This window comes from Pseudomonas koreensis (assembly GCF_024169245.1).
Classification (GTDB): domain Bacteria; phylum Pseudomonadota; class Gammaproteobacteria; order Pseudomonadales; family Pseudomonadaceae; genus Aquipseudomonas; species Aquipseudomonas koreensis_F.
This window is the reverse complement of the sequence record NZ_JALJWP010000001.1, coordinates 4,054,980-4,081,568: the sequence shown is the minus strand read 5'-3', so window position 1 is coordinate 4,081,568 and position 26,589 is coordinate 4,054,980. Positions and strand designations below refer to the sequence as shown.

Genomic DNA, 26,589 nt, shown 5'->3' with positions numbered 1-26,589 from the left:
TATCAATTCTGAGTGTTCGGAGTTCAGCTGTTACTCAGGCAGCTCAGTAAATGCCCTTGGGAAATAGAACCTCTATAAAGTCCAACTTCATCCACCACCGGCATCGGAGTTGCCGACGCGGCAACTATATGAAAGATGTCTCGCAATGAGGCTTCAGCCTTGATGGTTACTTGGCTGCCCGGCAAATAAACAACATTGGAATCCTGCTGGGCGATATCGCCAGCCTTCAATATTCGACTGGTGTCGAAACCATTGAAGAAGTCCCTCACATATTTATTCACCGGATTGCACAGCAGTTCACGCGGCGTGCCGATCTGCACCACGCGCCCGCCCTCCATGATCGCGATGCGATGGCCGATGCGCACCGCTTCTTCAATATCGTGGGAGATGAAAATGATCGTGCGATCCTGCTCGGCCTGCAGCTTGATCAACTCGCCCTGCATTTCGCTGCGGATCATCGGGTCGAGTGCAGAGAAGGCTTCGTCCATTAGCAGAATCGCCGGGTCGTTGGCCAAGGCGCGGGCCAGGCCGACGCGCTGCTGCATGCCGCCGGAGAGTTGATGGGGAAAGCTCAGTTCCTGGCCGGAAAGCCCGACCTGCTCGAGTGCGCCCATGGCCCGGCAGTAACGTTCTTTCTCGCTGACGCCGCTGATTTCCAGACCGAAACTGACGTTATCGATCACGCTCATGTGCGGCATCAGGGCGAACGACTGGAAGACCATGCCCATGTCCTTACGGCGGACTTGCAGCAGGTCCTTGTCGGCCAGACCGGTGATCTCCCTGCCATTGAGGAAGATCTTGCCGGAGGTCGGTTCGATCAAGCGGTTGAACAGGCGGACCATGGTCGATTTGCCGGAGCCGGACAATCCCATGATCACGAAGATTTCGCCTCGGCGAACGGAAAAGTTGGCGTCGAATACACCAATGGCCTGACCGGTCTTTTTGAATACTTCAGCTTTCGAGGCGCCCTCTTCAATCATCTTCATGGCCAGTGCTGGCTGGCTGCCGAAAACTTTGAAAACATTCTTGACGCAGATGATCTCGTCGGAACTTGTCATACCATGCCTCCTTCGTGTCGCACTTCGATCGCTGTAAACGACGAGCAATTGAGTGAAACCATGTTTGAACGGCAGCGGTAATCAATAAATGTCTTCACGACGGGTTTCCTTTTATTATTTTTGGGTGCCCAGGAAAGAGGGGATGTTGCAAATCTATTAGCATCACCGCGCTTAATCCAACTACATTTACAGGGACAATTCGATAACGTCGGGTTATCGGTTGCAGGGTCGGCCATGGCTGATCCTTCGGCTTCGCACCGTGAGCGACCGGGTCTATTCCCATAGCGACGCTGGCGTGGCCGTGAACGCAGCGTTCCGTTACCCTCCTCGCGCTTCGTTGGGGAGCTGTATCGTTAGGAGAGTGTACGAATGACCAAGCATGTCGACCCTGACACCATCCTGTTGAAAATGCCGTCCTTGCGGGCAGTGAAGGCATTTGTTGCGGCAGCCAAATACGAAAGTTTCACCCGAGCCGCCGAGGCGTTGTGCGTTTCGCAAGCAGCGATCAGCCGGCAGATCCGTGAGCTGGAAAGCTACCTGGGCGCGCAGCTGTTTACCCGGGTAGGTCGTGCAGTCGAACTGACCGCCGCCGGCGCGGTGTTCTTCGATGCCGCGCAATTGTCGTTCGTCAACATCGCCCAGGCCGCCGAACGTATCCGCAGCAGCCAGTCGAGCAAGAAGGTGCTTACGGTCTGCTGCTCGCCGGCCTTCTCCGCGCTGTGGCTGTCGAATCATCTGCAGGAATTCTTCGCCCAGTGCCCGGACATCGAACTCAACCTGATCACCACGCAGAACTTCCTGACCATGGAGCCAGGCGTGCAGCCGGACATCTTCATCACCAAGATTTCGCGGATCCGCGAAGGCTATAGAAGCTATCCGCTGTGCCACGACGTGATCTATCCGGTGTGCACGCCGCAGTACCTGGAGCAGCACCCGGAAATTTCCACCATCGAGGGCGTCCGCGATTCAGCGTTGCTGAACCTCAGCCCTTACGGCCGCTCGCAAGTCGCCGAACACGTCGACTGGGGCGTGTGGCTGGCGTTTCAGGCGATCGATATCGACGACCGCCCGACCAACAGTCCGCAGATCTTCAACGCCAACGACTACAACCTGCTGATCAGCATGGTCCTGACTCACCAAGGCATCGCGCTGGGCTGGAATCATCTGGTCACCTCGCTGGTGCAGCAGGGCCTGCTGGTGCGCCCGATCGAGCAACAGGTGCAGTTGCGCAACAGTTGGCACTACTTGAGCTGCCGCGAAAATTCCGACAATGAAGATGAATTGCGGCGCTTTCGCGAATGGATTCTGGCGAAGTTTCCCCGCCGTTGATCTGCGCGGTGCCAGCATCGGGCGTTTTGGTTATCAATAGCCCGACGAAAATGTCGCTGGAGCAGCTCCCTCGCCTGACCCATTGTTGAGCGGCGCCGACCAAGCACGGTCGCGCTCAACACACAGGAAGGGCTTGCTGCATGTCACTCTTCGAATTCTCTCGCGATTTTGATTTTCTCGACGCTCCGCAGAAAACCCGCGCCATCGTGCAAAACAGTCTGCTGGATATCATCGGTGTCATGGCCGGCGCGGCGAGCAATGACACCACTGTCGCCATGCGCCGGTTTGCCGAACGGCACTATCCGGCCGGGCTCTATAGCAGTCGCCTGATCTTTGCCGGGCAGCGCGTCAATGTGCTCGGCGCAGCCTGGGCCGGCGGCTTCAGCGCTGACAGCCTCGATGCCCATGAAGGCCATTTCAGATCCAAGGGCCATGCCGGGGCGACCGTGGTACCCGCCGTGCTTGCGCTCGCCGATGCGCTGTATCACCAGGGCCGATCCATCACTGGACATGAGCTGCTGAGCGCTCTGTGCATTGGTTACGAAACCGCGTTGCGCGCAGGTTCGGCATTGATGGCGACCTCGCCCACCTATCACGCTTCCGGTGGGTTTTCCGCGCTGGGGGTGGTCTGCGCCGGGGCGCGATTGTTGGATCTGGATGAGGCCACCTTTCGCCACGCCTTGGGCATTGCCGAATACTTCAGCGCGCGTTGCCCGATGATGCGCGTGGTGCAGGCGCCGACGATGCTGCGTGATGCCCATGGCGCGGGCGCATTCGCCGGTCTGAACGCGCTGTTCATGGCCATGGAAGGCATCACCGGGGCGCCGGCGGAAACAGTCGAAGACGTCAGCATTTCAGAGCATTGGCACGACCTCGGTGAACGCTGGGAAATCGACAGTCAGTACTTCAAACCTTGGCCGGTCTGCCGCTGGGCGCAGCCGGCGCTGACGGCGATGCTTGAGCTGCAACGACAACATCCGCTGCTCGCGGCCGATTCGATCGAAACCATTCGTGTGGAAACGTTTTATGAATCGATGTGCCTGCAGGGGCATTCGCCGAAGGACGCCGACCAAGCGCAATACGCCCTCGCATTTCCGCTGGCAGCGCTGATTGTCAGGGGCAAGGTCGGCCCTGAGGAAGTCACCGGTTCGGCGATTTCTGCGCCGGATATTCTCGCCCTCAGCGCCCGCATCGAAATCGTTGAAGCCGCCGATATCTCGGCGCGATTCCCAGAGGAAATCCTCTCGCGGCTGAGCATTACCTTGAAAAATGGCCAAGTGCTGGTGAGCCCGATCACCGCTGCGCGCGGCGATCCGCACACGCCTTTGAGCGTCGAAGAACTTGAGCAAAAGTTTGATCTGTTCGCTCAGGGCCTCGGCCATGAGCGCAGTACCGCTGTGAAAACGGCGATCAGGGACATTGCACAAGCGGACTGCGCCATCACCGCCCTGCAGCCTGTTTTTCAAGCGCTGCCGTCGTCACCGTGAGCCATCCATCGATAACCGCAAATCATTAATTGCCCGCAGCAAATGTCGGTTGTGGCGTTTGTCCTGCGCCCGATAGGCTGCGGCTTATCGTTCGCTGATTTAAAAAGTCACGGTTAAAGGTGACCGCTCAAGATTCAAGATCGAAGTCCTGGGAGGATAACAATGAACAACAAGCAAAGCGTTTATGACCTGATCGCACAACGCAAGCCATGGCATTCGCTGCCGGGCGCGCTCTACCGCAATGAGGACGTTTACCGTCAGGATCTTGAGCAGATCTGGCACAAGGACTGGATCTTCGCCGGCCACACCTTCGAAATCACCAAACCGGGGCAGTACTTCACCCTGCAGATTGGTGATTACCCGGTTGCCGTCGTTCGCGGCAAGGACGGTGAGGTTCGCGCTTTCCACAACGCCTGCCGGCACCGTGGCGCGAAAATTTGCGAGGCCGACCATGGCAAAGTGGCGAAGATGGTCTGCCCGTATCACAAGTGGACTTACGAGCTGGATGGCAACCTGTTGTTCGCTGGCAACATGGGTCAGGACTTCGACAAATCGCAATACAACCTGAAAAGCGTGCACTGCGAAATCGTCGACACCTACATTTATGTCTGCGTGGCCGCCAAGGCGCCGGACTTCGACGGTTTTCGCAAAGCCGTCAGCCCTTTCATCGCGCCGCACTACCTTGAGAACTGCAAAGTCGCGTTCGAGTCGAACATCGTCGAGAAAGGCAATTGGAAACTGGTTTTCGAAAACAATCGCGAGTGCTACCACTGCGACGGTTCTCATCCAGAGTTGTTGCATTCGTTTGTCGATAATCTTTCGGTGGGCGGCATCAGCGGTGAAGATGATCCCGAGCTGTCGGCGTATTGGGCCAAGTGCGAAAAGGCCGGATTGCCCAGCCGTCTGGTGATGGACATCAACGGCCAGTTCCGCATGACCCGCATCCCGCTTTCATCCGGCGCCGTCAGCTACACCATGGACGGCAAACCAGCGGTCAATAGTCGACTCGACAAAACCTCCGAAGCCGACATCGGCGCGCTGCTGTACTTCCACTACCCGTCGACCTGGAACCATTTCCTTGGCGACCATGCGCTGAGTTTCCGTGTGCTGCCGATCAGCGCTACCGAAACACTGGTCACCACCAAATGGCTGGTGCCCGACACGGCGGTGGAAGGCGTGGATTACGACATCGAGCGCCTGACCAAAGTGTGGATCGCCACCAACGATCAGGACCGCACGCTGGTCGAAGGGACCCAACGCGGGGTGACCTCGCCGTCCTACGAGCCGGGCCCGTATTCGGAAACCGCCGAGACCGGGGTCTGTCAGTTCGATGACTGGTATTGCGCGACGATGCTGGATCGGCTGAAAGGGCCGATTTCGTTGAAGTCGGTTGGTTGATTGCTGCTGCGGGTCGGCAACCGCGGCGAGTGTTCGTAAGCCTGTTGCCTCGGTCAGTGGTGCGGGTCGCCGCTGACCTGGGCCACTGTCGACCGGGAATCCGCGCGTTGCCGGGTCGCATGCCAACACATCAGCGACCCCGCCGTCACCAGCACGGCGCCCTGCCAGAACTGCAATTGCAGACTGACACCCAGCCACATTGCGGCGAACGCCGAGGACAGCACGGGTGCGCAGTAGGATGCGGTCGCAAGCAAGGTCAGGTTGCCCCGCAGGATGCCGACGTTCCACAGTGCGTAGCCACCGGCCATGGCCATTCCGGTGGCGAGTAGCTCAAGGGAATTTGCCCATGTGAACGCCGAGACCTGCTCATCACTCAAGTACCACTTCGCCCACAGCACAACGGACGTCAGCACGAAGAACAGCACCACCAGATTCTGCCCGCCGGCATAGCGACGCGTGACATTGCAATACAGGGCAAATGTAATCGCGCAAGCCAGTGCCAGGCTGTAGCTCAGTGGATTGGACTGGACATTCAGCACGATTCCCGGCAGGGATAAACCCTCACCGCTTACCACCCACAAAATCCCGAAAATCGCCAACGCCGAGCCTGGGATGATCAGCCACCGGGTCTTTTGTCCGTTCATGACAATCGCCAGCACCACGGTCAGACACGGCCAAAGATAATTCACCACACCCAATTCGATGGCTTGATGACGATCGCTGGCAAACCCCAAGGCCAACGACAGGCACACCTCATAGGCGACGAACAAGGCGCTGCCGAGCACGAGATAGAGCTTCGAAGTCGAGCGAATATGCGGGCGGCCAAGAAACGCCAGCAACAGGATGGCGCCCAATGAATAAATCATCGCAGCCCCTCCCAACGGGCCGAAATGCTCACTGACGCCCCTGATCAATCCGCCGGCGGTACTCCATAAAACAATGGCCACCAGACCACACGCCGTGGCGCCTCGCTCACCTCTGATCTGCATCCTGACTCCTGGCGCTGCATGGCAATTGGACCGCACAGGCTAACGAGCAAAACGCAACGCATAAAGCGACATTTGTACCGGGCTATTGATGAGCTGCGGTTATGCATGAGGTCTTGCCAGACCTGCGTCCTAACGTCGCAGCCTTCAGCTATTGGCAAATCCTGCGCAAGCCTTAGAATCCGCCGCGCTCTTGCAGTCGCGCGTTCCATCACAGACGCGAATCTGAAGGACGGGTCATATCTCATTGATGTATGTCCGACGCCACCGCCCTGCCCGATCGGCAGACATTTGCACAACACCTGTTCCAGCCTGGCAACCGCATGCGCAGAGGCGCACGTTGCGCTGTTCGATTTCTTGAGGTTTTTATGTCTCCGCGTTTGCTGGCCATGGCGCTGGCGCCCCTGCTCGGGCTGTTCATTATTGCTTTGGGCAATGGTTTTCTGTCTTCCCTGACCACCCTTCGCTTGGATGCCGCCGGTGCCTCGGCGACGATGATCGGGATTGTTTCATCGGCCTATTTCATTGGGCTGACGCTAGGCGCGGTGTTCAATGACCGGCTGATCCTGCGCATCGGCCACATTCGCGCCTACGGCAGCTTCGCCTCGCTGATCGCCGTGACGATCCTGATGCAAGGCTTGTTCTATGACACTTGGGGCTGGCTCGTCCTGCGCCTGATCAACGGCTGGGCCACGGTCGGTGTGTTTCTGGTGATCGAAAGCTGGCTGCTGCTGGCGGGTGACGAGAAGATTCGCGGACGCTTGCTCGCGCTGTACATGATCGTCCTCTATGGCGCCGGCGTTCTCGGACAGGCCACGCTGGGAACCATCACCGGCATGAGCGACAGCGCGCCGTTCATGGTCGCCGGCATGCTCGCTGCATTGTCGGTGCTGCCGATCGTGATCCTGCCACGGGTGTCGCCGCTGCTCGATCAGGTCGAGCCGCTCAAGCCCCGGCAACTGCTGGGCGTGACACCGACCGGGCTGGTTGGCTGTTTCGGCTCGGGGGTGACCATCGCCGCGATCTACACCTTGTTGCCGCTGTATCTGCAACGCAGCGGTCTGGATGTCGGTGAAGTCGGCAGCATGATGGCCTGGACGATTCTCGGCGCGATGCTGCTGCAGTACCCGGTCGGCCGCTGGTCCGACCGCACGGATCGCTTGCAAGTGCTGACCCTGCTGGCGGTAGCGTGCACCGCGTTATCGCTGGTGATTGTGCTCATGCCGCTGGCCTCGACCATGCTCGCGGCGATGCTGTTTCTGCTCGGTGGCGGCGTATTCGCGCTGTACCCGGTCGCCGTCAGCCACGCCGCCGACCGCGCCCCCGCCGAAGCACTGGTGCCGATGATTCAGGGTTTGCTGCTGATCAACTCGTTGGGCTCGGCCATCAGCCCGATGATGATCTCGCCGGTGATGAACTCATTCGGCGCCAACGGCCTGTTCTGGGTATTTGCAGTGGTCAACCTGTGCATGGTCAGTTTTTTCTTCTGGCGCCGCGGCAAACGCCCGGTGCCAGCCAATCCTGCGCCTTTTGCCGCGGCGGCGACTTTTTCACCGACGGGCGCGGAGTTGCGGGTTACCGAGGATTTGCGCGTGGCCGCTGAAGAGCATCCGGCCATGATGGATGCGATCAGCGGGGAATTGGTGACGCAGCGCGGCGACAGTTGATCAGCAACTGCCCGGCGGGATGCCGTCCTTATTGAAGTCCTTCAAGCGCTCGCGCTCTTCTTCAGTGGAATGCGCAGGGGTCGGTTGATCGGGTACTTCTTCCGGCACTTCAGGTTTTTCGTCAGTCATGGCTCAGCCCTCGTTGTCGATGCTATTTCGGCATCGGCGGAGGGCTGGTGGTTCCGGATTTCGAGCATCGTCCAGTCATCGACGTGGCAAAAGCAAAATCAGCAATGCGGAAACGAACAAAGGCCTGCGTAGCTTTCGCTAGCAGGCCTTTGTTGAAAGATGGTGCCCGAAGCCGGAATCGAACCGGCACGCCCTTACGAGCGGGGGATTTTAAGTCCCATGCGTCTACCAGTTTCGCCATTCGGGCGGTAGCGCGGTATTGCTTTGCTCAGCTTGGCAGTTGCGATCCTGACAGGATGGCTGCTTGAAAAGCCGAGCGGGGAATATATACATCACGTCCCGGTGAAGCAAGTTCGCAGTGGGCTATTTGAAGACTAAATCTTGCCGACCACCGAGAACCAGAAAACCTTTTAAATCATTGAGCTACGGAGCTTGCTTGAAGTAGAGCCGAAGTCGCAGAAAAAACGAGGTATCTAGCGCGAAAACCAAGCCAGGACTCAATAAGATCAGAAGGTTAGCTCTACGATCGCCGTACGGACCAGAGATTTTTTCTGCGCTGGCGATTATGAAGAAGCAACCCATAACTCGCCGAGGTGTCTACGCTAAACGTTGACGCCGGAATCAGCGATTGGTCGTAACCAGCCTGCCCCTTTTCACCACGACCCCGCCACAAACGCGCTGACTTCCACAACACGTCGCCAGAGCCCAGCTCAGGGATGTACCAGCAACCAGGAGATTTGACCCTATGCAAATGAGTGACACCGTTCTCAAAGCGTCTTTGAGCCACGAGGAGCGCTCGGCGATCGCCGAGATCGAAGCGACGACCAATATTCTTCAGCTCGTCACCCGTTTGACCGGCACACGCTTCGCTGGAATCGCAAAATTTACAGAAACCGAGTGGATCGTCTGCTCGGCGTACGACCCGATCGAACTCGGGATAAACGTTGGCGATACGCTGGATCTGGAAACCACGCTTTGCAGTGAATTCCGCAGAGATCCTCAAGCCCTCTTCCTTCCACAAATCAGCCAGGACGGCAGACTCTCGTCACGTCCTGTCGTGAAGCAATATTCCATCGAAAGTTATGCAGGGGCGCCGGTTTTCCTGCCGGATGGTCGACTGTGGGGCGCGCTATGTGCTCTGGATTCCAGGTCTGTTTTATTTGACAACCCCGATCTTGCCGAAACACTGACGCTTTTCGCTCGACTTATCGGCTGCATCTTTTTCTCGAATCTGACAGTGGAAGGTGCCAGCCATATCAAAACCGGATCGTGCCTGACTGATTAACCCTATCCGAACGCTGCGCAGCACCCCACTTTTTTGCAGGCAACAAAAAACCCCGTAGATCATTGATCTACGGGGTTTTCAATAGTGGAGGCCGAGGTCGGAATCGAACCGGCGTAGGTGGATTTGCAATCCACTGCATAACCATTTTGCTACTCGGCCTCAAAGTATTCGCTGTCAGTAGCACAACAACAAACACTGTACAAATTGGAGCGGGAAACGAGACTCGAACTCGCGACCCCGACCTTGGCAAGGTCGTGCTCTACCAACTGAGCTATTCCCGCTTGGTGTGGCGCATTCTATAGAATTAAGAAGCCCGGTCAACCCCTTGATTCAAAAAAGTTTTATTTCTTTTCCACATCGGTCTTCAGATGTGGCCAGGCGGCGCGAAGGTATTGAACCATCGACCACAGCGTAAGCCCTGCCGACACCATCAACAGTGCATAACCGAGCACGACCCAGAAGCTGAACGCTTTTGGATGGGCCAGCAGAATCACCAGCGCGAGCATTTGCGCAGCGGTTTTCCATTTGCCCAGATTCGAAACGGCCACCTGTGCCCGGGCGCCAAGTTCGGCCATCCATTCGCGCAGCGCCGAAATCACGATCTCACGACCGATGATGACCGCCGCCGGCAGCGTGAGCCAAAGATTGCCGTGTTCCTGCACCAGCAACACCAGGGCAACAGCGACCATCAGTTTATCGGCAACCGGATCGAGGAACGCACCGAACGGTGTGCTTTGCTCCAGTCGGCGCGCCAGGTAACCATCGAGCCAGTCAGTTGCGGCCGCAAAGGCAAAGACCGAGGCGGAGGCCATATAGCTCCATTGGTAAGGCAAATAGAACAGCAAAATGAAGATCGGGATGAGCAGGACGCGTAGAACGGTAATCAGATTAGGGATATTCATCGGCACAACTGGCTACGAGGTGAAGGGGCATTCTACTCACTATGCAGATTCGCATAAATCGACTCAGCGAGCTTTTTACTGATCCCCGGGGCTTTGGCGATCTCTTCGATGCTTGCACGAGACAGCTCCTGCAATCCACCAAAATGTTTCAACAGGTCACGGCGCCGGGTCGGCCCTACCCCTGCTACACCCTCCAGCGTTGAGGTACGGCGCGTCTTGCCGCGACGGGCGCGATGCCCCGTAATTGCGAAGCGGTGTGCCTCATCGCGGATCTGCTGAATCAAGTGCAAGGCGGGCGAATCGCCGCGCAAGGTGAACTCATGCGCCGCATCATTCAGATACAACGTTTCGAAACCGGCCTTGCGAGTGGCGCCCTTGGCCACGCCTAACAGAATCAGATCCGGTACGGCCAGTTCGTTGAGTACATCACGGGCCATCGACAGTTGGCCCTTGCCACCGTCGACCAACAGGATGTCGGGCAACTTGCCCTCGCCGTCCTTGAGCTTGCTGAACCGTCGGGTCAGCGCCTGGTGCATGGCCGCGTAATCGTCGCCGGCGGTGACGCCTTCGATGTTATAGCGACGGTAATCCGACTTGATCGCGCCTTCAGGCCCGAACACCACGCAGGAGGCAACTGTTGCTTCCCCGCTGGAGTGACTGATGTCATAGCATTCCAGGCGTTGCGGCGGCTCATCCAGGTTCAACACCTCAGCCAGCGCGTCGAATCGCGCTGCGGTGTGCTGCCGGTTGGCCAGGCGTGCGCCCAACGCTTGTTCGGCGTTGGTCACGGCCAGTTGCTGCCAGCGCGCCCGCGTCCCGCGCACCCTGTGGCTGATGGCCAACTCGCGGCCGCGCAACGTGTGAATACCCTCGATCAACGCCGGGAAGTCCTCGTGCACCACGTTTACGATCAGTTCGCTCGGCAAATCGCGTTCGGGACTGCTGATGTAATACTGACCGAGGAACGCTGCCATGACCTCGGAAACTTCTTCCTCGATCCCGACCTGCGGGAAAAAATTCTTGCTGCCCAGCACTCGACCGCCGCGCACGCTGATCAAGTGAACGCAGGCGCCGCCGGGGTTGACGAAGGCCGCGATGACATCGATATCACCGGTCCCGCCCTCCATGCTTTGCTGATCCTGCACGCGGCGCAGCAAGGCGATCTGGTCGCGCAATTCGGCCGCGCGCTCGAACTCGAGGTTGATCGCCGCTTCTTCCATCGCGGTGGAAAGTTCGTTGGTCAGCGCGTGGCTGCGGCCCTCAAGGAACATCACTGAGTGACGCACGTCTTCGGCGTAGATGTCCGGCTCGACAAGGCCCACGCAAGGCGCCTTGCAGCGCTTGATCTGATATTGCAGACATGGACGAGTCCGGTTCTTGTAATAACTGTCTTCGCACTGACGGACGAAGAAAGTCTTTTGCAGAATACTCAGGCTTTCGCGGATCGCGCCGGCACTCGGGTAAGGCCCGAAATATTTGCCTTTGGCCTTTTTCGCCCCGCGATGAATGCTCAGACGCGGGAACTGCCCATCCGACAAAAACACATAGGGGTAGGACTTATCGTCACGCAGCAGGATGTTGTAGGGCGGGCGCCACTCCTTGATCAGCGTCTGCTCCAGCAGCAGCGCTTCGGTTTCATTGGCGGTAATAGTGGTTTCGACCTGAGCGATACGCCCAACCAGTGCGGCGGTCTTTGGCGCCAGACCGGTCTTGCGAAAATAGCTCGCCAGGCGTTTCTTCAGGTTTTTTGCTTTGCCCACGTACAGCAAGCGCGCTTCGCTGTCGAACATGCGATAAACGCCCGGCCGACCACTGACGGTGGACAGGAAAGCACTGGAATCGAATGTCTCGGTCATGATCAGGCGCTGGCATCCACCATGCCATGCCTCACCGCGAGCAGTGTCAACTCGACGTCGCTGCTGATGGAAAGCTTCTCGAAAATACGATAGCGATAGGTGTTCACGGTTTTCGGCGACAGGCACAATTTGTCGGAAATGATCTGAACCTTCTGGCAACCGACGATCATCAAGGCGATCTGGATTTCACGCTCGGACAGCGCATCGAAAGGCGAGTCATTGGTCGGCTGGAAGGACTTGATTGCCAACTGCTGGGCGATCTGCGGACTGATATAGCGCTGCCCGGCAAATACCAGGCGAATGGCCTGGACCATTTCCGGCAAGCCTGCACCTTTGGTCAGGTAACCGGCGGCACCAGCCTGCAGCAGACGCGTCGGGAAAGGATCTTCCTCGCACACGGTGACAGCAACCACCTTGATGTCCGGGTGGCTGCGCAGCAATTTTCGTGTCGCTTCGAGGCCGCCGATGCCGGGCATCTTGACGTCCATGAGCACTACGTCAGGCTTCAACTCACGGGCCTTGATCAGTGATTCTTCACCTGACTCGGCCTGACCCACCACTTGCAGGCCATCGATATCGGCCAGCATCCGTGTAATGCCTGTACGAACGAGATCATGATCATCGACCACTAGCACCCTAATCAAGCAGACACCTCGCGATATGGTCTTATTGGGATGCCGGACACCTTAGCAAAAAGTGCCAGACAGACCTAGCGGAAAGCCGCATTTAAAAAGTTTCAATTCATCATTCAGGGCTTGCCGGCTGCGGGTTTCAGAGCACAGCCGTACTCACATCGAGCTGCATCCTCAGGAAACACTCATCCGTGCCCACGATGCGCAGTCCCTTGCGGGCATACAGTTTTTGCGCCGGGTTGTTAGCAAACACTGTCAGCCGCAGTGCCGGTCGTCTTGCCTCACGAGCCATTTCGATAACCTGATCAATGGCCCAGGAACCGGCGCCCTGCCCTTGCCGGGCCTGTTCGATCTGCAGTTCGCGTATGTACAGCGCCCGCGCGTCCTCGCTCAGACTGAAAAAGCCGATCAGCGTTTCATCCTCAAAGATCATCCAGTGCTCACGATACCGCCAGCCTGCCTCAAACGCCTCGTCCTGCCACAACAGGTCGTGGTCAATGTAATAGCGCAGCATGTTGCGACAGGTCAGGTGCCGTGCAAAAGCCAGATCATCATCGGTGGCATGCCGAATTCGGTAATTCATTCAGTTCTATCTCAAACCGCAAAAATGTACTTTAACCGGATCGTTTGCGACTGATAGCCGTTTTGCTCGGTGAGCAATAGCATTTTCTGATTGCTGACGCGTATCAGCGTCGAGTAAGCTCGGCGCATTCATCGGAGACAGCCCATGTTCAACGCCCCTTCTCAGTCTTGCATCGCCAGCGCCTCGCGCTCGATTGCGGCTGCCTGGGTGAATGATGCCTGCGCTCCAGATAACTTTTATTTTGGGTATTGGTTTAGCCACTGGCGCGCCTGATACCCAAACGGCGCCCATGATAACGGGTCGCCTACCAGAGATTTCTCAACCCCCGGTCGGCCTCCCGACCGGGGGTTTTGTTTTTTCCGGGCCTGACATTTTCCAGCACCACACCAGACACTTTGAGGACTACACCATGAACTACGCCACTTATTACCGTTACGACAGCTTTAGCGCCTGGCGATTTACCAGCCTCCGCTCGGGACAGCCTGCCGCCTCCGATCGGTCACCTACAGGTGGCAACCACACGCGCCTGGCCAGTACGGCCATTTGTCGAACACCCCAGTAGGGCCGAGTGCGCGGGAAATACCCGCCATACGCCCAGGAAGACCAAATATGAATTCCTCCGTTTCCGCCTTGCCGCTGTCCGTTCCCGATTCTGCCAATGAAGCGCTGACCCTGCGTCTGCCCAGCTCGTTGCAACTCAAACAGCAATTACCCCTCAGCCATTCCCTGCATCAGCAGGTAAGCGCCCATCGCCAGGCAGTGCGCGCCATCCTCAATGGTGAAGACCCGCGCCTGCTGGTCATCGTTGGCCCCTGCTCTATCCATGATCCGCAATCGGCAATCGAATACGCCAGCAAGCTCGCCCGACTCGCCCGGGACGTCAGCGGTGAAATGCTCCTGGTGATGCGCGCCTATGTTGAAAAACCACGCACGACGGTCGGCTGGAAAGGCCTGGCCTACGATCCGCACCTGGACGGCACCGATGACATGGCGACCGGCCTGACGCTTTCCCGCGAACTCATGCTGGAAATGATCCAGCTCGGACTGCCAGTGGCCACTGAACTGCTACAACCCATGGCTGCCAATTACTTCGATGACCTGCTCAGCTGGGTGGCCATTGGAGCCCGCACCACCGAATCGCAGATCCACCGCGAAATGGCCAGTGGCTTGAGCATGCCGGTGGGCTTCAAGAACGGCACCGACGGCGGCGCCGCCGTTGCTGTCGACGCCATGCGCTCGGCCGCCCATCCACATCGACACTTCGGCGTGGACAGCCAAGGTCATCCGGCGATTGTGCAGAGTGCCGGCAACGCAGACACCCACATCGTGCTGCGCGGTGGCCATCAAGGGCCAAACTGCGACGAAGCCAGCGTCGCCAAAATCAGCGCAGAGCTCAGCAGACTGAAGATCCCAAGCCGGATCATGGTCGATTGCAGCCATGCCAACAGCGGCAAGGATCCATTGCGCCAGCCAGCCGTGTTCAACGATGTGCTCGAGCAACGCTTGCACGGTAACCATTCGCTGATCGGCATGATGCTGGAGTCTCACCTGTTCGAAGGCTGCCAGCCGCTGAGTACTTCTCTGCGCTATGGCGTATCGATCACCGATGGGTGCCTCGGGTTCGGCGCCACCGAGCAATTGCTGACCGACGCTGCGCAGCGCCTCGCACAAGCCAGAGCCTGATATCAGATCGCCCTCCCGCTCCATTACAGAGCGCGGAGGGCTGACCGCCCCGGGCTATGCCACTACGCTGATCCGCCTGACGGCAGATTGCTGACTGACGTCGTCCAGACGTTCGATCGTGTAGGCAATTTCGACTGTCGTGCCGTGATGCTCACGCCAGAATCGGTGAGGAACCTTGAAACTCACCGGTTGCCCGGCCGTCTCCCGGGTGATTTCAAGATCATCCCGGTGACTGAAAAACTCGCCGTCACACTTGAGATAGACCAGCTCATTCTCCTTCACCTGCGCTTCTTCGATGAGAATGGAAACACCGTCAACCGAATCCTTCAGTGACAACACGTTTTCAACCGCCTCGACGACGTCCGGCGCAATCAGTTGCGCACGCACCGCAGGGCCGAGGAAGACCGACGCAGGCTCCGACGTTCGAGTCGTTCCACAAGGCTGTTCGACACGGTAGGCGACAACCACCTCGCCGCCACGGTGCGCCTCGATGTAGCTGCCCGGCACCCAGAACGACAGGCTTTGCGCGACGGCGTAAGCCTCCACCCTCAACGAGTCGGTAAAGATCTCGGGCGAAGTATCTCCGTGCCAGGACAACATCACTCGGTCGCCCGCCGACATTCTTGCGTAAGGCTGCAGAGTCACCAGGGTGCCCTCGGCCACTCGCGACGGCTCCAGCGCTCCGTTTACCGAGCCTTCTATCTGCGGCGCCAACAGTTGCGTACGAACATCGCCCACGGACAGTTGCAGGCGAGCAGATTCCACTGCCTCGGGTGCGGACGCAGTTCGAAGTGTCCAGTAAACCTCCAGCGAACCTCCATCCAGAGCAGCCACATGCATGCCCTTGATGACAAATATTACGTCTTTGCCCACCTGCGCCTGGCTGATGAATCGAACACTCTCGTATTGATAGGCAAAGCCTTCGATATCCAGCCCCTCCCAGTACAGCACCAGCTGATCACCACAGCTCATGTTGGCATAAGCAGAAATGCGAACGATGGCCCTGACCAGCGAAGGCTCGAGCACGCCGCCTTCAAGCCCGTCGATGGTCGGCGCGATCAGAGGTTCGATAGACACATCGGCAACCGCAGACGGACGCATCCGCCAGCAAAACTCGACTTCATGGCTATTCATTTCGTCTCCACTCCCTGGAAAACGTGCCGTCCCGAATGACGACACTGACACCTACATTGAGGACTTCTTTGAAAGTTCTGAATGTCAGCCGAATACACCGCGACGACGGCGTAACCGCTACTCGCAAAGTAGGCAACTGGGGCGTTCGCGCTGTTATGACGACAAACGACCCTATGAACTTCCGATTCGGATTTCACAGCTCTCCGAATTTTCGTACGCCTCTTAGTCCACTTTCAAACGCAACGTGAAGCCTCTTCGTACTTCTTCAACGAGATGAGTGTTTTAGAGTGGCCCGGTGATTTCCCGATGAACTTCTACGAAAAAGGTAAGAACATGCAACGGAATGCTACAACTCGTTATCCCATCCTGTTGGTCCACGGTCTGTTCGGGTTCGAGCGTATCGGTCATTTCGAGCTGTTCCATGACGTCAAATCCGCGCTGAAAGCGGCTGGCTGTCGATTGTTTGTTCCACACCTTTCGGCCACCCATGACAATGAAATGAGGGGTGAGCAATTGCTGTCGCAGATTGCCTGCGTGCTGCGAGGCACGGGCGCGAAGAAAGTCAACCTCATAGGACACAGTCAGGGTGCACTCGCAGCACGCTATGCAGCGGCGCTTGCACCAAACGTCGTCGCTTCAGTCACTTCTGTCAGTGGGCCGAACCATGGCTCGGAGCTCGCCGACTTCCTGCGCAAGGCACTCATCCCGGGCAAGCTGCCTGAAGCCGTTGCACAAAACGTGGCCACGCAATTTGCTGACTTGTTGTCGCTACTCAGCGGTAATGTGGCACTGCCGCAGAATGCATTGGCCGCGCTCAACGCACTGACCACGGTCGGCGTCGGTCAATTCAATGACAGGTTTCCGCAGGGACTGCCGCAAACCTGGGGTGGCCATGGCCCCGAGCAAGTCAATGGCGTGCGTTATTACTCGTGGAGCGGCGTTGTCCCGCAATCGACACTGCCAGCGCTGGATCCGGTCCAGGACATATGCCGGGGCCTGTCGCAATACTTCACCACCGAACCCCAGCAGAATGACGGTTTCGTCGGACGCTTCAGCACCCATCTCGGCCAAGTGATCCGCTCTGATTATCCAATGGATCATCTGGCCAGCTTGCGGCGAAGCGCGGGCGCCAACCCCTCTTCACCGGATCCGATCGAGCTGTACGTCGAGCATGCCCGGCGCTTGCGTGCAGCAGAGCTATGAATAGGGTCGGGACGCAGAATGGAACTTTGCCGAGAATTCGCCCACTGATTCCGGTAGGCTTCACCTTTTATCGAGACAGATTGGAGAATCACCATGGCTAAAGCCACTGCCCGCCACATCCTGGTTTCCAGCGAAGACAAGTGCAACGAACTCAAGGCTCAAATCGAAGGCGGCGCCGATTTTGCTGAAGTCGCCAAAGCCAACTCCACTTGCCCGTCCAGCCGTCAGGGTGGTGATCTGGGTTCGTTCGGTCCAGGCCAGATGGTCAAGGAATTCGACACCGTGGTGTTCAGCGCGCCGATCAATGTCGTGCAAGGCCCGGTAAAAACCCAGTTCGGCTATCACCTGCTGGAAGTCACCAGCCGTCAGGACTGATTCGTCGTCCGATTGCTGACAACGGCCCGCCTTCTGGTGGGCCGTTGTGTTTCAGTTACATATACGGCTGGCGAGTGACGCGCCGCTCGCGTACAACTTGCGCTTATCGATTTTGCGTTCCAAGGCTGACGATGCGACTGGTTTTTCCGACACTGATGCTCACCGCCCTCGCCCTGCTCACGGGTGCCGCCGGTGTGACCGCTGCCCCGCAACACGCACTGACCGTTTATGGCGAACCAGCCAAGTACCCCGCCGGTTTCAGCCATTTCGACTACACCAATCCGCAAGCGCCGAAGGGCGGCACGATGCGTCGATCGGCGATCGAGATCGGTCACTTCGACCATTTGCTGCCATATATAGACAAAGGCATCGGCGTAACGCAGATCGACGGGCTCCTTTATTCTCCACTGGCCCAGCGCTCGCTGGACGAGCCCTATACCGTGTACGGCCTTGTTGCGGAAAAAATGGAACGCTCGGCCGACGGTCTTTCGCTACGTTTCTTCATCAATCCCAAGGCGCGATTTGCCGATGGCAAGCCGATCACCGCCGAGGACGTTCGCTACACCTATAACTTGCTGATGACCCAGGGCAGCTTGCGTTATCGCACACAGTTCGCCGACGTCAAAGGCGTCGAGATCGAGGCGCCGCTGACCGTGCGCTTCGACTTCAAAAACGACGAAAACCGCACCTTGCCGCTGGATATCGCGACCCTCCCGGTGTTTCCCGAACACTGGTGGAAGAGCCGCGATTTCGCCGGCGGCGGTGGTTATGAACCGCCGCTGGGCAGCGGGCCCTACCGGGTTGGCAAGGTCGACTCCGGACGCAGCATCACCTTCGAACGCAATGGTGACTGGTGGGGCAAAGACCTGCCGGTCAGTCGTGGCCTGTATAACTTCGATCATTTCAGCATCGAGTACTTCGGCGACACCGACGTGGCCCGCCAGGTTCTGCGCGGCGGCGCTTATGACTACAACCGCGAGTTTTCCGCGACCGGCTACTCGATCGGCTACGACAGCCCTGCGCTGAGCGATGGTCGTTTGCAGAAAGCCCATCTGGCCACTGAGGCGCCGCAATCGGCCCAAGGCTTCGTGTTCAATCTGCAAAAGCCGATGTTCCAGGACCGTCGCGTGCGTAAGGCATTGGCAATGCTCTGGGATTTCGAATGGAGCAACCGGCAGATGATGCGCAACGTCTATATCCGCCAGCAGAGTTACTTCTCCAATACCGACCTCGCCGCAAGACAGTTGCCCGACGCTCAAGAGCTGAAGATCCTTGAGCCGCTGCGCGATCAAATTCCTGAAGAAGTATTCACCAAGGTCTTCGAAGCCCCGAAAACCGATGGCAGCGGACTCATCCGCGATAAACAGCTGCAGGCCCTTGAACTGCTCGAGCAGGCTGGCTGGAAACCGGATGGCGATCAACTGGTGAACGGTGCGGGCGAGCCGCTGAGCTTCACTTTTCTGGTCAGCCAGAACGGCATGGACCGGCTCTTGTTGCCGTACAAGCGCACTCTCAAACAGATCGGCATCGAGCTCAACATCCGCCGCATCGACTCTTCGCAGTATGTAAATCGCCTGATGAGCCGCGATTACGACATGATCGTCACCGGCTATCCCGTCACCACTTCGCCCGGCGGGGAATTGCTCAACTACTTTGGCTCGGTTGCGGCAAACGATCCGGGGGCGAACAATTACATGGTGCTGAAAAATCCGGCGGTCGATACTTTGATCAACGGCCTGATCCGCGCCTCGACCCAATCGGACATGCTGCATTACGCCCATGCGCTGGACCGGGTGCTGCAATGGAATTACTACTGGATTCCCAACTATTACCCGCCGGGCACCTCGACCGTCTGGTGGAACCGCTTCGGCATTCCCACGGTACAAGCGAGTAACGATGAAGCCATCGAGAGCTGGTGGGAAATCAGCCGAACGCCGCTGACCAATCAACAAATGACCGCTGAGAAAATCAGTCGCAGCAGACCCGGAGGGCCGCACTGATGTGGGGTTACATACTGCGGCGCCTGCTGCTGATCATTCCAACGCTGGTGATCATCCTGCTGGTCAATTTCGTCATCATTCAGGCCGCTCCCGGCGGACCGGTCGAACAAGCCATCGCCCACCTGCAAGGCATTGGCGGGGCCAGTGTCGGCGGCGGTGCCAGCGAGACATCGAGCAGTGCCTCGCGCGCCAGCCGCGGCCTCGATCCGCAGCTGATCAAGGACATCGAAAAACAGTACGGCTTCGACAAGCCTGCCCACGAACGCCTGTGGCTGATGCTGAAAAACTATGCGCAACTGGATTTCGGCAAGAGTTTCTTTCGCGGCGCAACGGTGACCGACCTGATTCTGGAAAAGATGCCGGTCACCATCTCACTGGGCTTGTGGGCGACGCTGATCACCTATCTGGTGTCGATCCCGCTGGGCATCCGCAAGGCTGTGCACCACGGCAGCCACTTCGACATCTGGAGCAGCACGGCGATCATCATCGGTTACGCCATGCCAGCCTTTCTGTTTGCGATGTTTCTGATCGTGGTATTTGCCGGCGGCACTTCGCTGAACTGGTTTCCGGTGCGTGGGCTGGTTTCGGACAACTTCGAATCGTTGTCGACACTCGGCAAGATCGCCGATTATTTCTGGCATCTGGTGTTGCCGGTCACCGCACTGGTAATCGGCGGATTCGCCACCCTGACGATCCTGACGAAAAACTCGTTCCTCAATGAAATCACCCGACAGTATGTGGTTACGGCTCGGGCCAAGGGCTTGAGCGAACGCCGCGTGCTCTATGGCCACGTATTTCGCAACGCCATGCTGTTGGTGGTTTCGGGAATTCCTCAGGCGTTCATCAGCGTGTTCTTCGCTGGCTCCCTGCTGATCGAAGTGATTTTCTCTCTCGATGGTCTCGGACGCATGAGTTACGAAGCGGCGGTATCGCGGGATTATCCAGTGGTGTTCGGCTCGCTGTTCATCTTCACCCTGTTCGGCCTGCTGATAAAACTGATCGGCGACCTCTGCTACACCCTGGTCGACCCACGCATCGACTTCGCCGCGAGGAACGCCTGATGTTCAAGCTCTCGCCTCTGGGTCGGCGCCGTTTCGAACGCTTCAAGAAAAATCGTCGGGGCTGGTGGTCGCTGTGGCTGTTCATTGGCCTGTTCATGCTGACGTTGGGTGGCGAGTTGATCGCCAACGACAAGCCGCTGGTGGTCAGTTATCAGGGCCAGTGGTACTTCCCGGTGCTCAAGCGACACACCGAACAGGAGTTCGGCGGGCAACTGCCCTTCCAGGCTGATTATCGCAGCGAATACGTGCAGAACCTGATTCGCAAGGACGGCGGCTGGTTGCTGTTCCCACCGATTCCGTTCAGCGACGACACACCCAACTATGAATTGAACAAACCCGCGCCGAGTCCGCCGACTTCGGTCAACTGGCTGGGGACCGACGATCAGGCGCGCGACGTGCTGGCGCGGGTCATCTTTGGCGCTCGGGTGTCGATTCTGTTTGCCCTGATGCTGACTTTCGTCAGTGCGCTGATCGGCATCGCTGCCGGCGCGTTGCAGGGTTATTACGGTGGTTGGGTCGATCTGCTCGGGCAGCGTGTACTGGAAGTCTGGTCGGGGCTGCCAGTGCTGTATCTGTTGATCATCCTTTCAGGTTTCGTCGAGCCGAATTTCTGGTGGCTGCTGGGGATCATGGCCCTGTTTTCCTGGTTGGCGCTGGTGGACGTGGTGCGCGCCGAGTTCCTGCGCGGGCGCAATCTGGAATACGTCAAGGCAGCGCGCGCCCTCGGCCTGACTGACCGCAAAGTAATCTTCCGACACATCCTGCCCAACGCGATGAACGCGACGCTGAGCTACCTGCCGTTCATTCTGACCGGGGCCATTTCGACGCTGACCGCGCTGGATTTCCTCGGCTTCGGCATGCCGGCCGGCAGCGCTTCGCTGGGCGAATTGATCGGTCAGGGCAAGCAGAACCTGCAAGCACCATGGCTCGGGTTGACCGCGTTCTTCACCCTGGCGCTGATCCTTTCATTATTGGTATTCATCGGCGAAGCGTTGCGTGACGCCTTCGACCCTCGATCCTGACGCGTGACCATGACTGAAAACCTGATTGAAATCCGCAACCTCAATGTCGCCTTCCATGGCCAGGCGGTAGTGCGTGACTTGTGCCTGGATATCCGCCCCGGTGAATGCCTGGCACTGGTCGGCGAATCCGGCTCGGGTAAATCGGTGACCGCCCATTCGATCCTGCAACTGCTGCCTGAGAGTGAGGCGCAAACCCGTGGCAGCATCCGCTACCGTGGGCAAGAACTGGTCGGCGCTGACCCGAAAGTCTTGCGTGAGCTGCGCGGCAATCGCATCGCGATGATCTTTCAGGAGCCGATGACTTCGCTCAATCCGCTACACACCATCGAAAAACAGATCGGCGAGACTCTGTTGCTGCACCGCGGTCTTGGCGGTAAACAAGCGCAGCAACGCATTCTGGAATTGCTCGGAATGGTCGGCATTCAGAAGCCGAAGGAGCGGCTGAAGGCTTATCCGCATCAGCTCTCTGGGGGGCAACGGCAACGGGTGATGATCGCCATGGCGCTGGCCTGCGAACCGGAGTTGTTGATCGCCGACGAGCCAACGACAGCACTGGACGTCACCGTGCAGCGCAAGATCCTTGTGTTGCTCAAATCCCTGCAACAACGCCTCGGCATGTCGCTGCTGCTGATCAGTCACGACCTCAATCTGGTGCGCAGCATCGCGCAACGCGTGTGTGTGATGAAGGCTGGAGAGATCGTCGAGCAGGCGCCCTGCGAAACCCTGTTCACCGAACCCAGACATCCCTACAGCTGCGTATTGCTAAACGCCGAACCTGAAGGCGAAGCCTTGCCTCGAGACGAGCGTGAGAATGTGCTGGAAGTGGCTGATCTGTGCGTCGACTTTCAGGTGGGCGGCGGACTGTTGCGACGCAAGCAATATGTGCGCGCGGTCGATGGCATCAGCTTGAATATTCAGCGCGGCAAGACCCTGGGCATTGTTGGCGAGTCCGGTTCAGGCAAGTCGACACTGGGCCAGGCTATTCTACGTTTGCTCGATTCCAAAGGCAGTATCCGCTTCCAGGGTGAAGCACTCGACAGCCTCGATCAAAAGCGATTGCGACCGTGGCGCAGGCAGATGCAGGTGGTGTTTCAGGACCCGTTCGGCAGCCTCAGCCCGCGCATGTCGGTGGCACAGATCATCAGCGAAGGTCTGGAAGTGCATTGCGAGTCGACAGCCAATGAGTGCGATGAGCAAGTGATCCGCGTGCTCAAGGAAGTCGGCCTCGACCCGGAAAGCCGCGATCGCTACCCGCATGAATTTTCCGGCGGCCAGCGTCAGCGCATAGCCATTGCCCGGGCGTTGGTGCTCAAGCCCGCGCTGATTCTGCTCGATGAACCGACCTCCGCGCTCGACCGCACAGTGCAGAAACAGGTGGTCGCCCTGCTCCGTGATCTGCAGGAAAAACACGGTTTGACCTACCTGTTCATCAGCCACGATCTGGCGGTGGTGCGCGCATTGGCGCATGACATGATCGTGATCAAGGACGGCAAAGTGGTCGAGCGTGGGGCCAGTCATGAGGTGTTCGACAACCCCCAGCACCCGTACACCAAAGAGCTGTTGGCGGCGGCGCATCCTGGGTAAGTATTTTTTCTGTTTATCCGCGGCGCGGCATTCGCGAGCAAGCTCGCTCCCACATTTGCAACGCCTTCCCTGTGGGAGCGAGCTTGCTCGCGAAATGGCCGTCACTGGCAACAAACAATCAGGACCAGCCTCCATGAACACCACCGAAAGCCTCAAGGACTACCAACGAGTCCGCACCCTGGCGATCCGTTCGCTGTTCGAGATCATCGAGCAATCCAGCGAAGGCACGGTGATTGTTGATCGCGATGCAAACATCGTCTGGATGAACGAACGCTACGCCCGGCGCTTCGGTCTCGAATCAGCCGCTGGCGCTATCGGCAAACCCTGTGAAAGCGTGATTCCCGGCAGTCTCCTGCGCGAAGTGGTACGCACCGGCCGGCCGATTCTGCTGGACATGCAGGACACGCCCAAGGAGCCGCTGGTGGTCATGCGCCTGCCGATCCACGATGATGCCGGCAGCGTAATCGGCGCCATTGGCTTCGCCCTGTTCGACGAATTGCGCACGCTGTCGCCGATGCTCAAGCGTTACCTGAGCATGCAGGAAGAACTGGCCTCGACCCGTTCGCTGCTGCGGGCGCGGCAGACCAAATACAACTTTGCCCATTTCATCGGCACCAGCGCCGCCAGCCTTGAAGTCAAACGCCGCGCGCGGCGCAGTGCCAGCGCTGATTCGCCCGTGTTGCTGCTGGGGGAAACCGGCACCGGCAAAGAATTACTCGCCCAAGCTATTCACAGCGCCTCGCCACGTGCGCACAAAGCCTTCGTCAGCATCAACAGCGCGGCAATTCCCGAGGCCCTGCTGGAAGCCGAGTTCTTCGGCACCGCGCCGGGTGCCTTTACGGGTGCCGATCGCAAGGGGCGCACTGGCAAACTGCAGATTGCGCAAGGCGGCACGCTATTTCTCGACGAAATCGGCGACATGCCGCTGCCGTTGCAAAGCAAGTTGCTGCGCGTATTGCAGGAAAAAGAGTTCGAACCGGTTGGCTCCAACGAGGTGATCCAGAGCGATGTACGGGTCATCGCAGCGACGTCGACGGATCTGCAGGCGGCGATCAAGCGCGGCGAATTCCGTGCAGATTTGTACTATCGCCTCAACGTACTGCCGATCCAGGTGCCGCCGCTGCGTGAACGTCTTGATGACCTCCCCGCGCTGAGCGAGGCGATTCTGGAAGAACTGCGCAGCCAGCATGAATTGCACCGCGATGCGCTGGCGCTGCTCGGCCAGCATGCCTGGCCCGGCAACATTCGCGAATTGCGCAATGTGCTGGAACGGGCGGCGTTGCTCAGTGATGACTTACTGCTGACCGAGCAGGATATTCGCGGGGCGATTGGGGCATTTACGCCGGTTGAGCGGACGGCCGGCCCGAGCATGCAAGCGCCTGTCGGCGAGACCTTTGCGCAGGCGCGGGCGCGGTTTGATCGGCAGTTGATCGAGTCGACCCTGGCGCAATGCTCGGGGAATGTGCCGGAAGCGGCGTTTCGGTTGGGGCTGGGGCGGTCGACGTTGTACAAAAAAATGGTGGCATTGGAAATCGCTTGAGTCTCTCTAAAGAGACAGCGATCTCTTTTTTTAGATAAATTCTTCAAGATCAAAAGATCGCAGCCTTCGGCAGCTCCTACAGGGTAAATACGACCTTCTGTGTAGGAGCTGCCGAAGGCTGCGATCTTTTCGGTCTCACAAACGAGACAACTTTTTCGGTACGATCTCCCTCTTTCATGAAATATCTATAGATATCAACATGTTAGATATTTGGCACAGTAATCGCTACAGCCTCTCCACACCCGTTCCACCCATAAAAACAACAATCCTGGAGAGACACACCATGAGTGTGATCATTGCCTTGGCAGCACTGACACTGCTGATGCTCGCCGCCTACCGCGGCTACAGCGTTATCCTCTTCGCCCCGATCGCCGCGCTCGGCGCGGTCCTGCTTACCGATCCGTCCGCCGTCGCGCCCGCGTTCACTGGGGTGTTCATGGACAAGATGGTCGGGTTCATCAAACTGTACTTTCCGGTGTTCCTGCTCGGCGCGGTATTCGGCAAGCTGATCGAACTGTCGGGTTTCTCGCGCTCGATTGTCGCCGCCGCGATTCGTTTGCTCGGCACTCGCCAGGCGATGCTGGTGATCGTGCTGGTCTGCGCCCTGCTCACTTACGGCGGCGTCTCGCTGTTCGTTGTAGTGTTTGCGGTCTATCCGTTCGCGGCGGAGATGTTCCGCCAGAGCAACATCCCCAAGCGCTTGATCCCGGCGACCATCGCCCTCGGCGCGTTCTCGTTCACCATGGACGCCCTGCCTGGCACGCCGCAGATCCAGAACATCATCCCCAGCACCTTCTTCAACACCACCGCATGGGCGGCGCCGTGGCTCGGTGTGATTGGTACGATTTTCGTGTTCTGTGCCGGCATGCTGTTTTTGCAGCGCCAGCGCAACAAGGCGCAGCGTGCCGGTGAAGGCTATGGCACCGAACTGCGCAATGAACCGGAAACCGCCGAAGATCTCCAGCTGCCTAACCCATGGATCGCGCTGTCACCGTTGCTGGCAGTGGGGATCATGAACCTGCTGTTCACCCAGTGGATTCCGCAGTGGTATGGCAAGACCCACAGCCTCGCGCTGCCGGGCATGGCCGCGCCAGTCACTACCGAGATCGCCAAGCTCACGGCGATCTGGGCGGTGCAGGCGGCGTTGCTGGTCGGCATTCTCATGGTGTTGGCGTTTGGCTTCCAGGCGATTCGCAGCAAACTCGCCGAAGGCAGCAAAAGCGCGGTCAGCGGTGCGTTGCTGGCAGCGATGAACACCGCTTCCGAATACGGCTTTGGTGCAGTGATCGCCTCGCTGCCCGGTTTTCTGGTGCTGGCCGACTGGCTCAAGCAGATCCCCAATCCATTGGTCAACGAAGCGATCACCGTGACGCTGCTCGCCGGCATCACCGGTTCGGCTTCGGGCGGCATGAGCATTGCGCTGGCGGCGATGTCCGAGCAGTTCATCAGCGCGGCGCACGCGGCGAACATTCCGCTGGAAGTGCTGCACCGCGTGGCCGCGATGGCCAGTGGCGGCATGGACACCCTGCCGCACAACGGCGCGGTGATCACGCTGTTGGCGGTGACCGGCCTGACCCACCGCGAAGCCTATAAAGACATTTTCTGTATTACGCTGATCAAGACCCTGGCGGTTTTCGTGGTGATCGGCACTTTCTACGCCACTGGCATTGTGTGA

General features: G+C 58.4%; 22 protein-coding genes and 3 tRNA genes. 14 read left to right on the top strand and 11 right to left on the bottom strand.

From position 1 onward, the window contains the following. Positions 1–23 precede the first annotated feature (23 nt). Positions 24–1,058, bottom strand: coding sequence for a quaternary amine ABC transporter ATP-binding protein (locus tag J2Y90_RS18125; protein WP_253501352.1), 1,035 nt, complete (start codon positions 1,056–1,058; stop codon positions 24–26). A 369-nt stretch (positions 1,059–1,427) separates the two neighbouring features. Between J2Y90_RS18125 and J2Y90_RS18120 the strand changes: the two genes are divergently transcribed. The 3 genes from J2Y90_RS18120 to J2Y90_RS18110 all read left to right on the top strand — a co-directional run bounded on the left by J2Y90_RS18120 (position 1,428) and on the right by J2Y90_RS18110 (position 5,272). Next, complete coding sequence (locus J2Y90_RS18120; RefSeq protein ID WP_042610383.1) at positions 1,428–2,387, top strand: LysR family transcriptional regulator; 960 nt, start codon at positions 1,428–1,430, stop codon at positions 2,385–2,387. A gap of 140 nt (positions 2,388–2,527) precedes the next feature. Further along, positions 2,528–3,874 (top strand): MmgE/PrpD family protein, encoded by a 1,347-nt coding sequence (locus J2Y90_RS18115; protein ID WP_253501349.1) that lies wholly within the window; start codon positions 2,528–2,530, stop codon positions 3,872–3,874. Between the two features lie 162 nt (positions 3,875–4,036). Further along, on the top strand, positions 4,037–5,272 hold the full coding sequence (locus J2Y90_RS18110) for an aromatic ring-hydroxylating oxygenase subunit alpha (RefSeq protein ID WP_253501346.1): 1,236 nt from the start codon (positions 4,037–4,039) through the stop codon (positions 5,270–5,272). 53 nt (positions 5,273–5,325) lie between these two features. Here the strand turns inward: J2Y90_RS18110 and yddG are convergent, their stop codons facing one another. Continuing rightward, a complete protein-coding gene (yddG, locus tag J2Y90_RS18105) occupies positions 5,326–6,261 on the bottom strand; it encodes an aromatic amino acid DMT transporter YddG (protein WP_253501343.1) in 936 nt (311 codons plus the stop codon). 320 nt (positions 6,262–6,581) lie between these two features. Between yddG and J2Y90_RS18100 the strand changes: the two genes are divergently transcribed. Then, positions 6,582–7,925, top strand: a complete 1,344-nt coding sequence (locus J2Y90_RS18100; protein WP_367399451.1) for an MFS transporter — start codon at positions 6,582–6,584, stop codon at positions 7,923–7,925. Here J2Y90_RS18100 and J2Y90_RS26545 read toward each other — a convergent pair whose 3' ends face one another. Together J2Y90_RS26545 and J2Y90_RS18095 are read right to left on the bottom strand one after the other, a co-directional pair. Next, entirely contained in the window at positions 7,926–8,054 is a 129-nt protein-coding gene (locus J2Y90_RS26545) for a hypothetical protein (RefSeq protein WP_301291667.1), read from the bottom strand. 160 nt (positions 8,055–8,214) lie between these two features. Continuing rightward, positions 8,215–8,301, bottom strand: a tRNA-Leu gene (locus tag J2Y90_RS18095). A gap of 504 nt (positions 8,302–8,805) precedes the next feature. Here J2Y90_RS18095 and J2Y90_RS18090 point away from each other — a divergent pair. Beyond that, positions 8,806–9,339, top strand: coding sequence for a GAF domain-containing protein (locus J2Y90_RS18090; RefSeq protein WP_429462341.1), 534 nt, complete (start codon positions 8,806–8,808; stop codon positions 9,337–9,339). 85 nt (positions 9,340–9,424) lie between these two features. Here the strand turns inward: J2Y90_RS18090 and J2Y90_RS18085 are convergent. The 6 genes from J2Y90_RS18085 to J2Y90_RS18060 form a co-directional block, all read right to left on the bottom strand. Next, a tRNA-Cys gene (locus J2Y90_RS18085) sits at positions 9,425–9,498 on the bottom strand. 46 nt (positions 9,499–9,544) lie between these two features. After that, positions 9,545–9,620: transfer RNA gene (locus tag J2Y90_RS18080), tRNA-Gly, on the bottom strand. Between the two features lie 60 nt (positions 9,621–9,680). Beyond that, positions 9,681–10,241 (bottom strand): CDP-diacylglycerol--glycerol-3-phosphate 3-phosphatidyltransferase, encoded by a 561-nt coding sequence (gene pgsA / locus J2Y90_RS18075; RefSeq protein ID WP_253505230.1) that lies wholly within the window; start codon positions 10,239–10,241, stop codon positions 9,681–9,683. 32 nt (positions 10,242–10,273) lie between these two features. Next, the gene (gene uvrC / locus J2Y90_RS18070; RefSeq protein ID WP_253501335.1) at positions 10,274–12,097 is read right to left on the bottom strand and encodes an excinuclease ABC subunit UvrC; all 1,824 of its coding nucleotides are present in this window, start codon (positions 12,095–12,097) and stop codon (positions 10,274–10,276) included. Between the two features lie 2 nt (positions 12,098–12,099). Continuing rightward, complete coding sequence (gene gacA, locus J2Y90_RS18065) at positions 12,100–12,741, bottom strand: response regulator transcription factor GacA (protein ID WP_024012761.1); 642 nt, start codon at positions 12,739–12,741, stop codon at positions 12,100–12,102. A 127-nt stretch (positions 12,742–12,868) separates the two neighbouring features. Then, positions 12,869–13,312, bottom strand: a complete 444-nt coding sequence (locus tag J2Y90_RS18060; protein WP_253501332.1) for a GNAT family N-acetyltransferase — start codon at positions 13,310–13,312, stop codon at positions 12,869–12,871. 609 nt (positions 13,313–13,921) lie between these two features. Here J2Y90_RS18060 and J2Y90_RS18055 point away from each other — a divergent pair. Then, the gene (locus J2Y90_RS18055; protein ID WP_253501329.1) at positions 13,922–14,995 is read left to right on the top strand and encodes a 3-deoxy-7-phosphoheptulonate synthase; all 1,074 of its coding nucleotides are present in this window, start codon (positions 13,922–13,924) and stop codon (positions 14,993–14,995) included. A 54-nt stretch (positions 14,996–15,049) separates the two neighbouring features. Here the strand turns inward: J2Y90_RS18055 and J2Y90_RS18050 are convergent, their stop codons facing one another. Next, positions 15,050–16,129 (bottom strand): hypothetical protein, encoded by a 1,080-nt coding sequence (locus J2Y90_RS18050; protein WP_253501326.1) that lies wholly within the window; start codon positions 16,127–16,129, stop codon positions 15,050–15,052. A 333-nt stretch (positions 16,130–16,462) separates the two neighbouring features. Here J2Y90_RS18050 and J2Y90_RS18045 point away from each other — a divergent pair, with 333 nt between their 5' ends. The 8 genes from J2Y90_RS18045 (at position 16,463) to J2Y90_RS18010 (ending at position 26,589) form a co-directional block, all read left to right on the top strand. Then, the gene (locus tag J2Y90_RS18045) at positions 16,463–17,332 is read left to right on the top strand and encodes an esterase/lipase family protein (RefSeq protein WP_253505227.1); all 870 of its coding nucleotides are present in this window, start codon (positions 16,463–16,465) and stop codon (positions 17,330–17,332) included. A gap of 93 nt (positions 17,333–17,425) precedes the next feature. After that, the gene (locus J2Y90_RS18040) at positions 17,426–17,707 is read left to right on the top strand and encodes a peptidylprolyl isomerase (protein ID WP_007912303.1); all 282 of its coding nucleotides are present in this window, start codon (positions 17,426–17,428) and stop codon (positions 17,705–17,707) included. A 131-nt stretch (positions 17,708–17,838) separates the two neighbouring features. Further along, positions 17,839–19,707, top strand: coding sequence for an extracellular solute-binding protein (locus J2Y90_RS18035; protein WP_253501323.1), 1,869 nt, complete (start codon positions 17,839–17,841; stop codon positions 19,705–19,707). After that, positions 19,707–20,768: a microcin C ABC transporter permease YejB gene (locus J2Y90_RS18030; protein WP_056785267.1), complete on the top strand. Its 1,062-nt coding sequence runs from the start codon at positions 19,707–19,709 to the stop codon at positions 20,766–20,768. The genes J2Y90_RS18035 and J2Y90_RS18030 overlap by 1 nt, the downstream gene beginning before the upstream one ends. Continuing rightward, on the top strand, positions 20,768–21,790 hold the full coding sequence (locus J2Y90_RS18025) for an ABC transporter permease (RefSeq protein ID WP_253501320.1): 1,023 nt from the start codon (positions 20,768–20,770) through the stop codon (positions 21,788–21,790). The genes J2Y90_RS18030 and J2Y90_RS18025 overlap by 1 nt, the downstream gene beginning before the upstream one ends. Positions 21,791–21,799: 9 nt before the next feature. Further along, entirely contained in the window at positions 21,800–23,374 is a 1,575-nt protein-coding gene (locus tag J2Y90_RS18020; protein ID WP_253501317.1) for an ABC transporter ATP-binding protein, read from the top strand. Between the two features lie 133 nt (positions 23,375–23,507). Further along, positions 23,508–24,914 carry a sigma-54 interaction domain-containing protein gene (locus tag J2Y90_RS18015; protein ID WP_253501315.1) on the top strand — a complete coding sequence of 469 codons (1,407 nt, stop codon included), beginning with the start codon at positions 23,508–23,510 and terminating at the stop codon, positions 24,912–24,914. A gap of 283 nt (positions 24,915–25,197) precedes the next feature. Continuing rightward, positions 25,198–26,589 carry a GntP family permease gene (locus tag J2Y90_RS18010; RefSeq protein ID WP_065617212.1) on the top strand — a complete coding sequence of 464 codons (1,392 nt, stop codon included), beginning with the start codon at positions 25,198–25,200 and terminating at the stop codon, positions 26,587–26,589.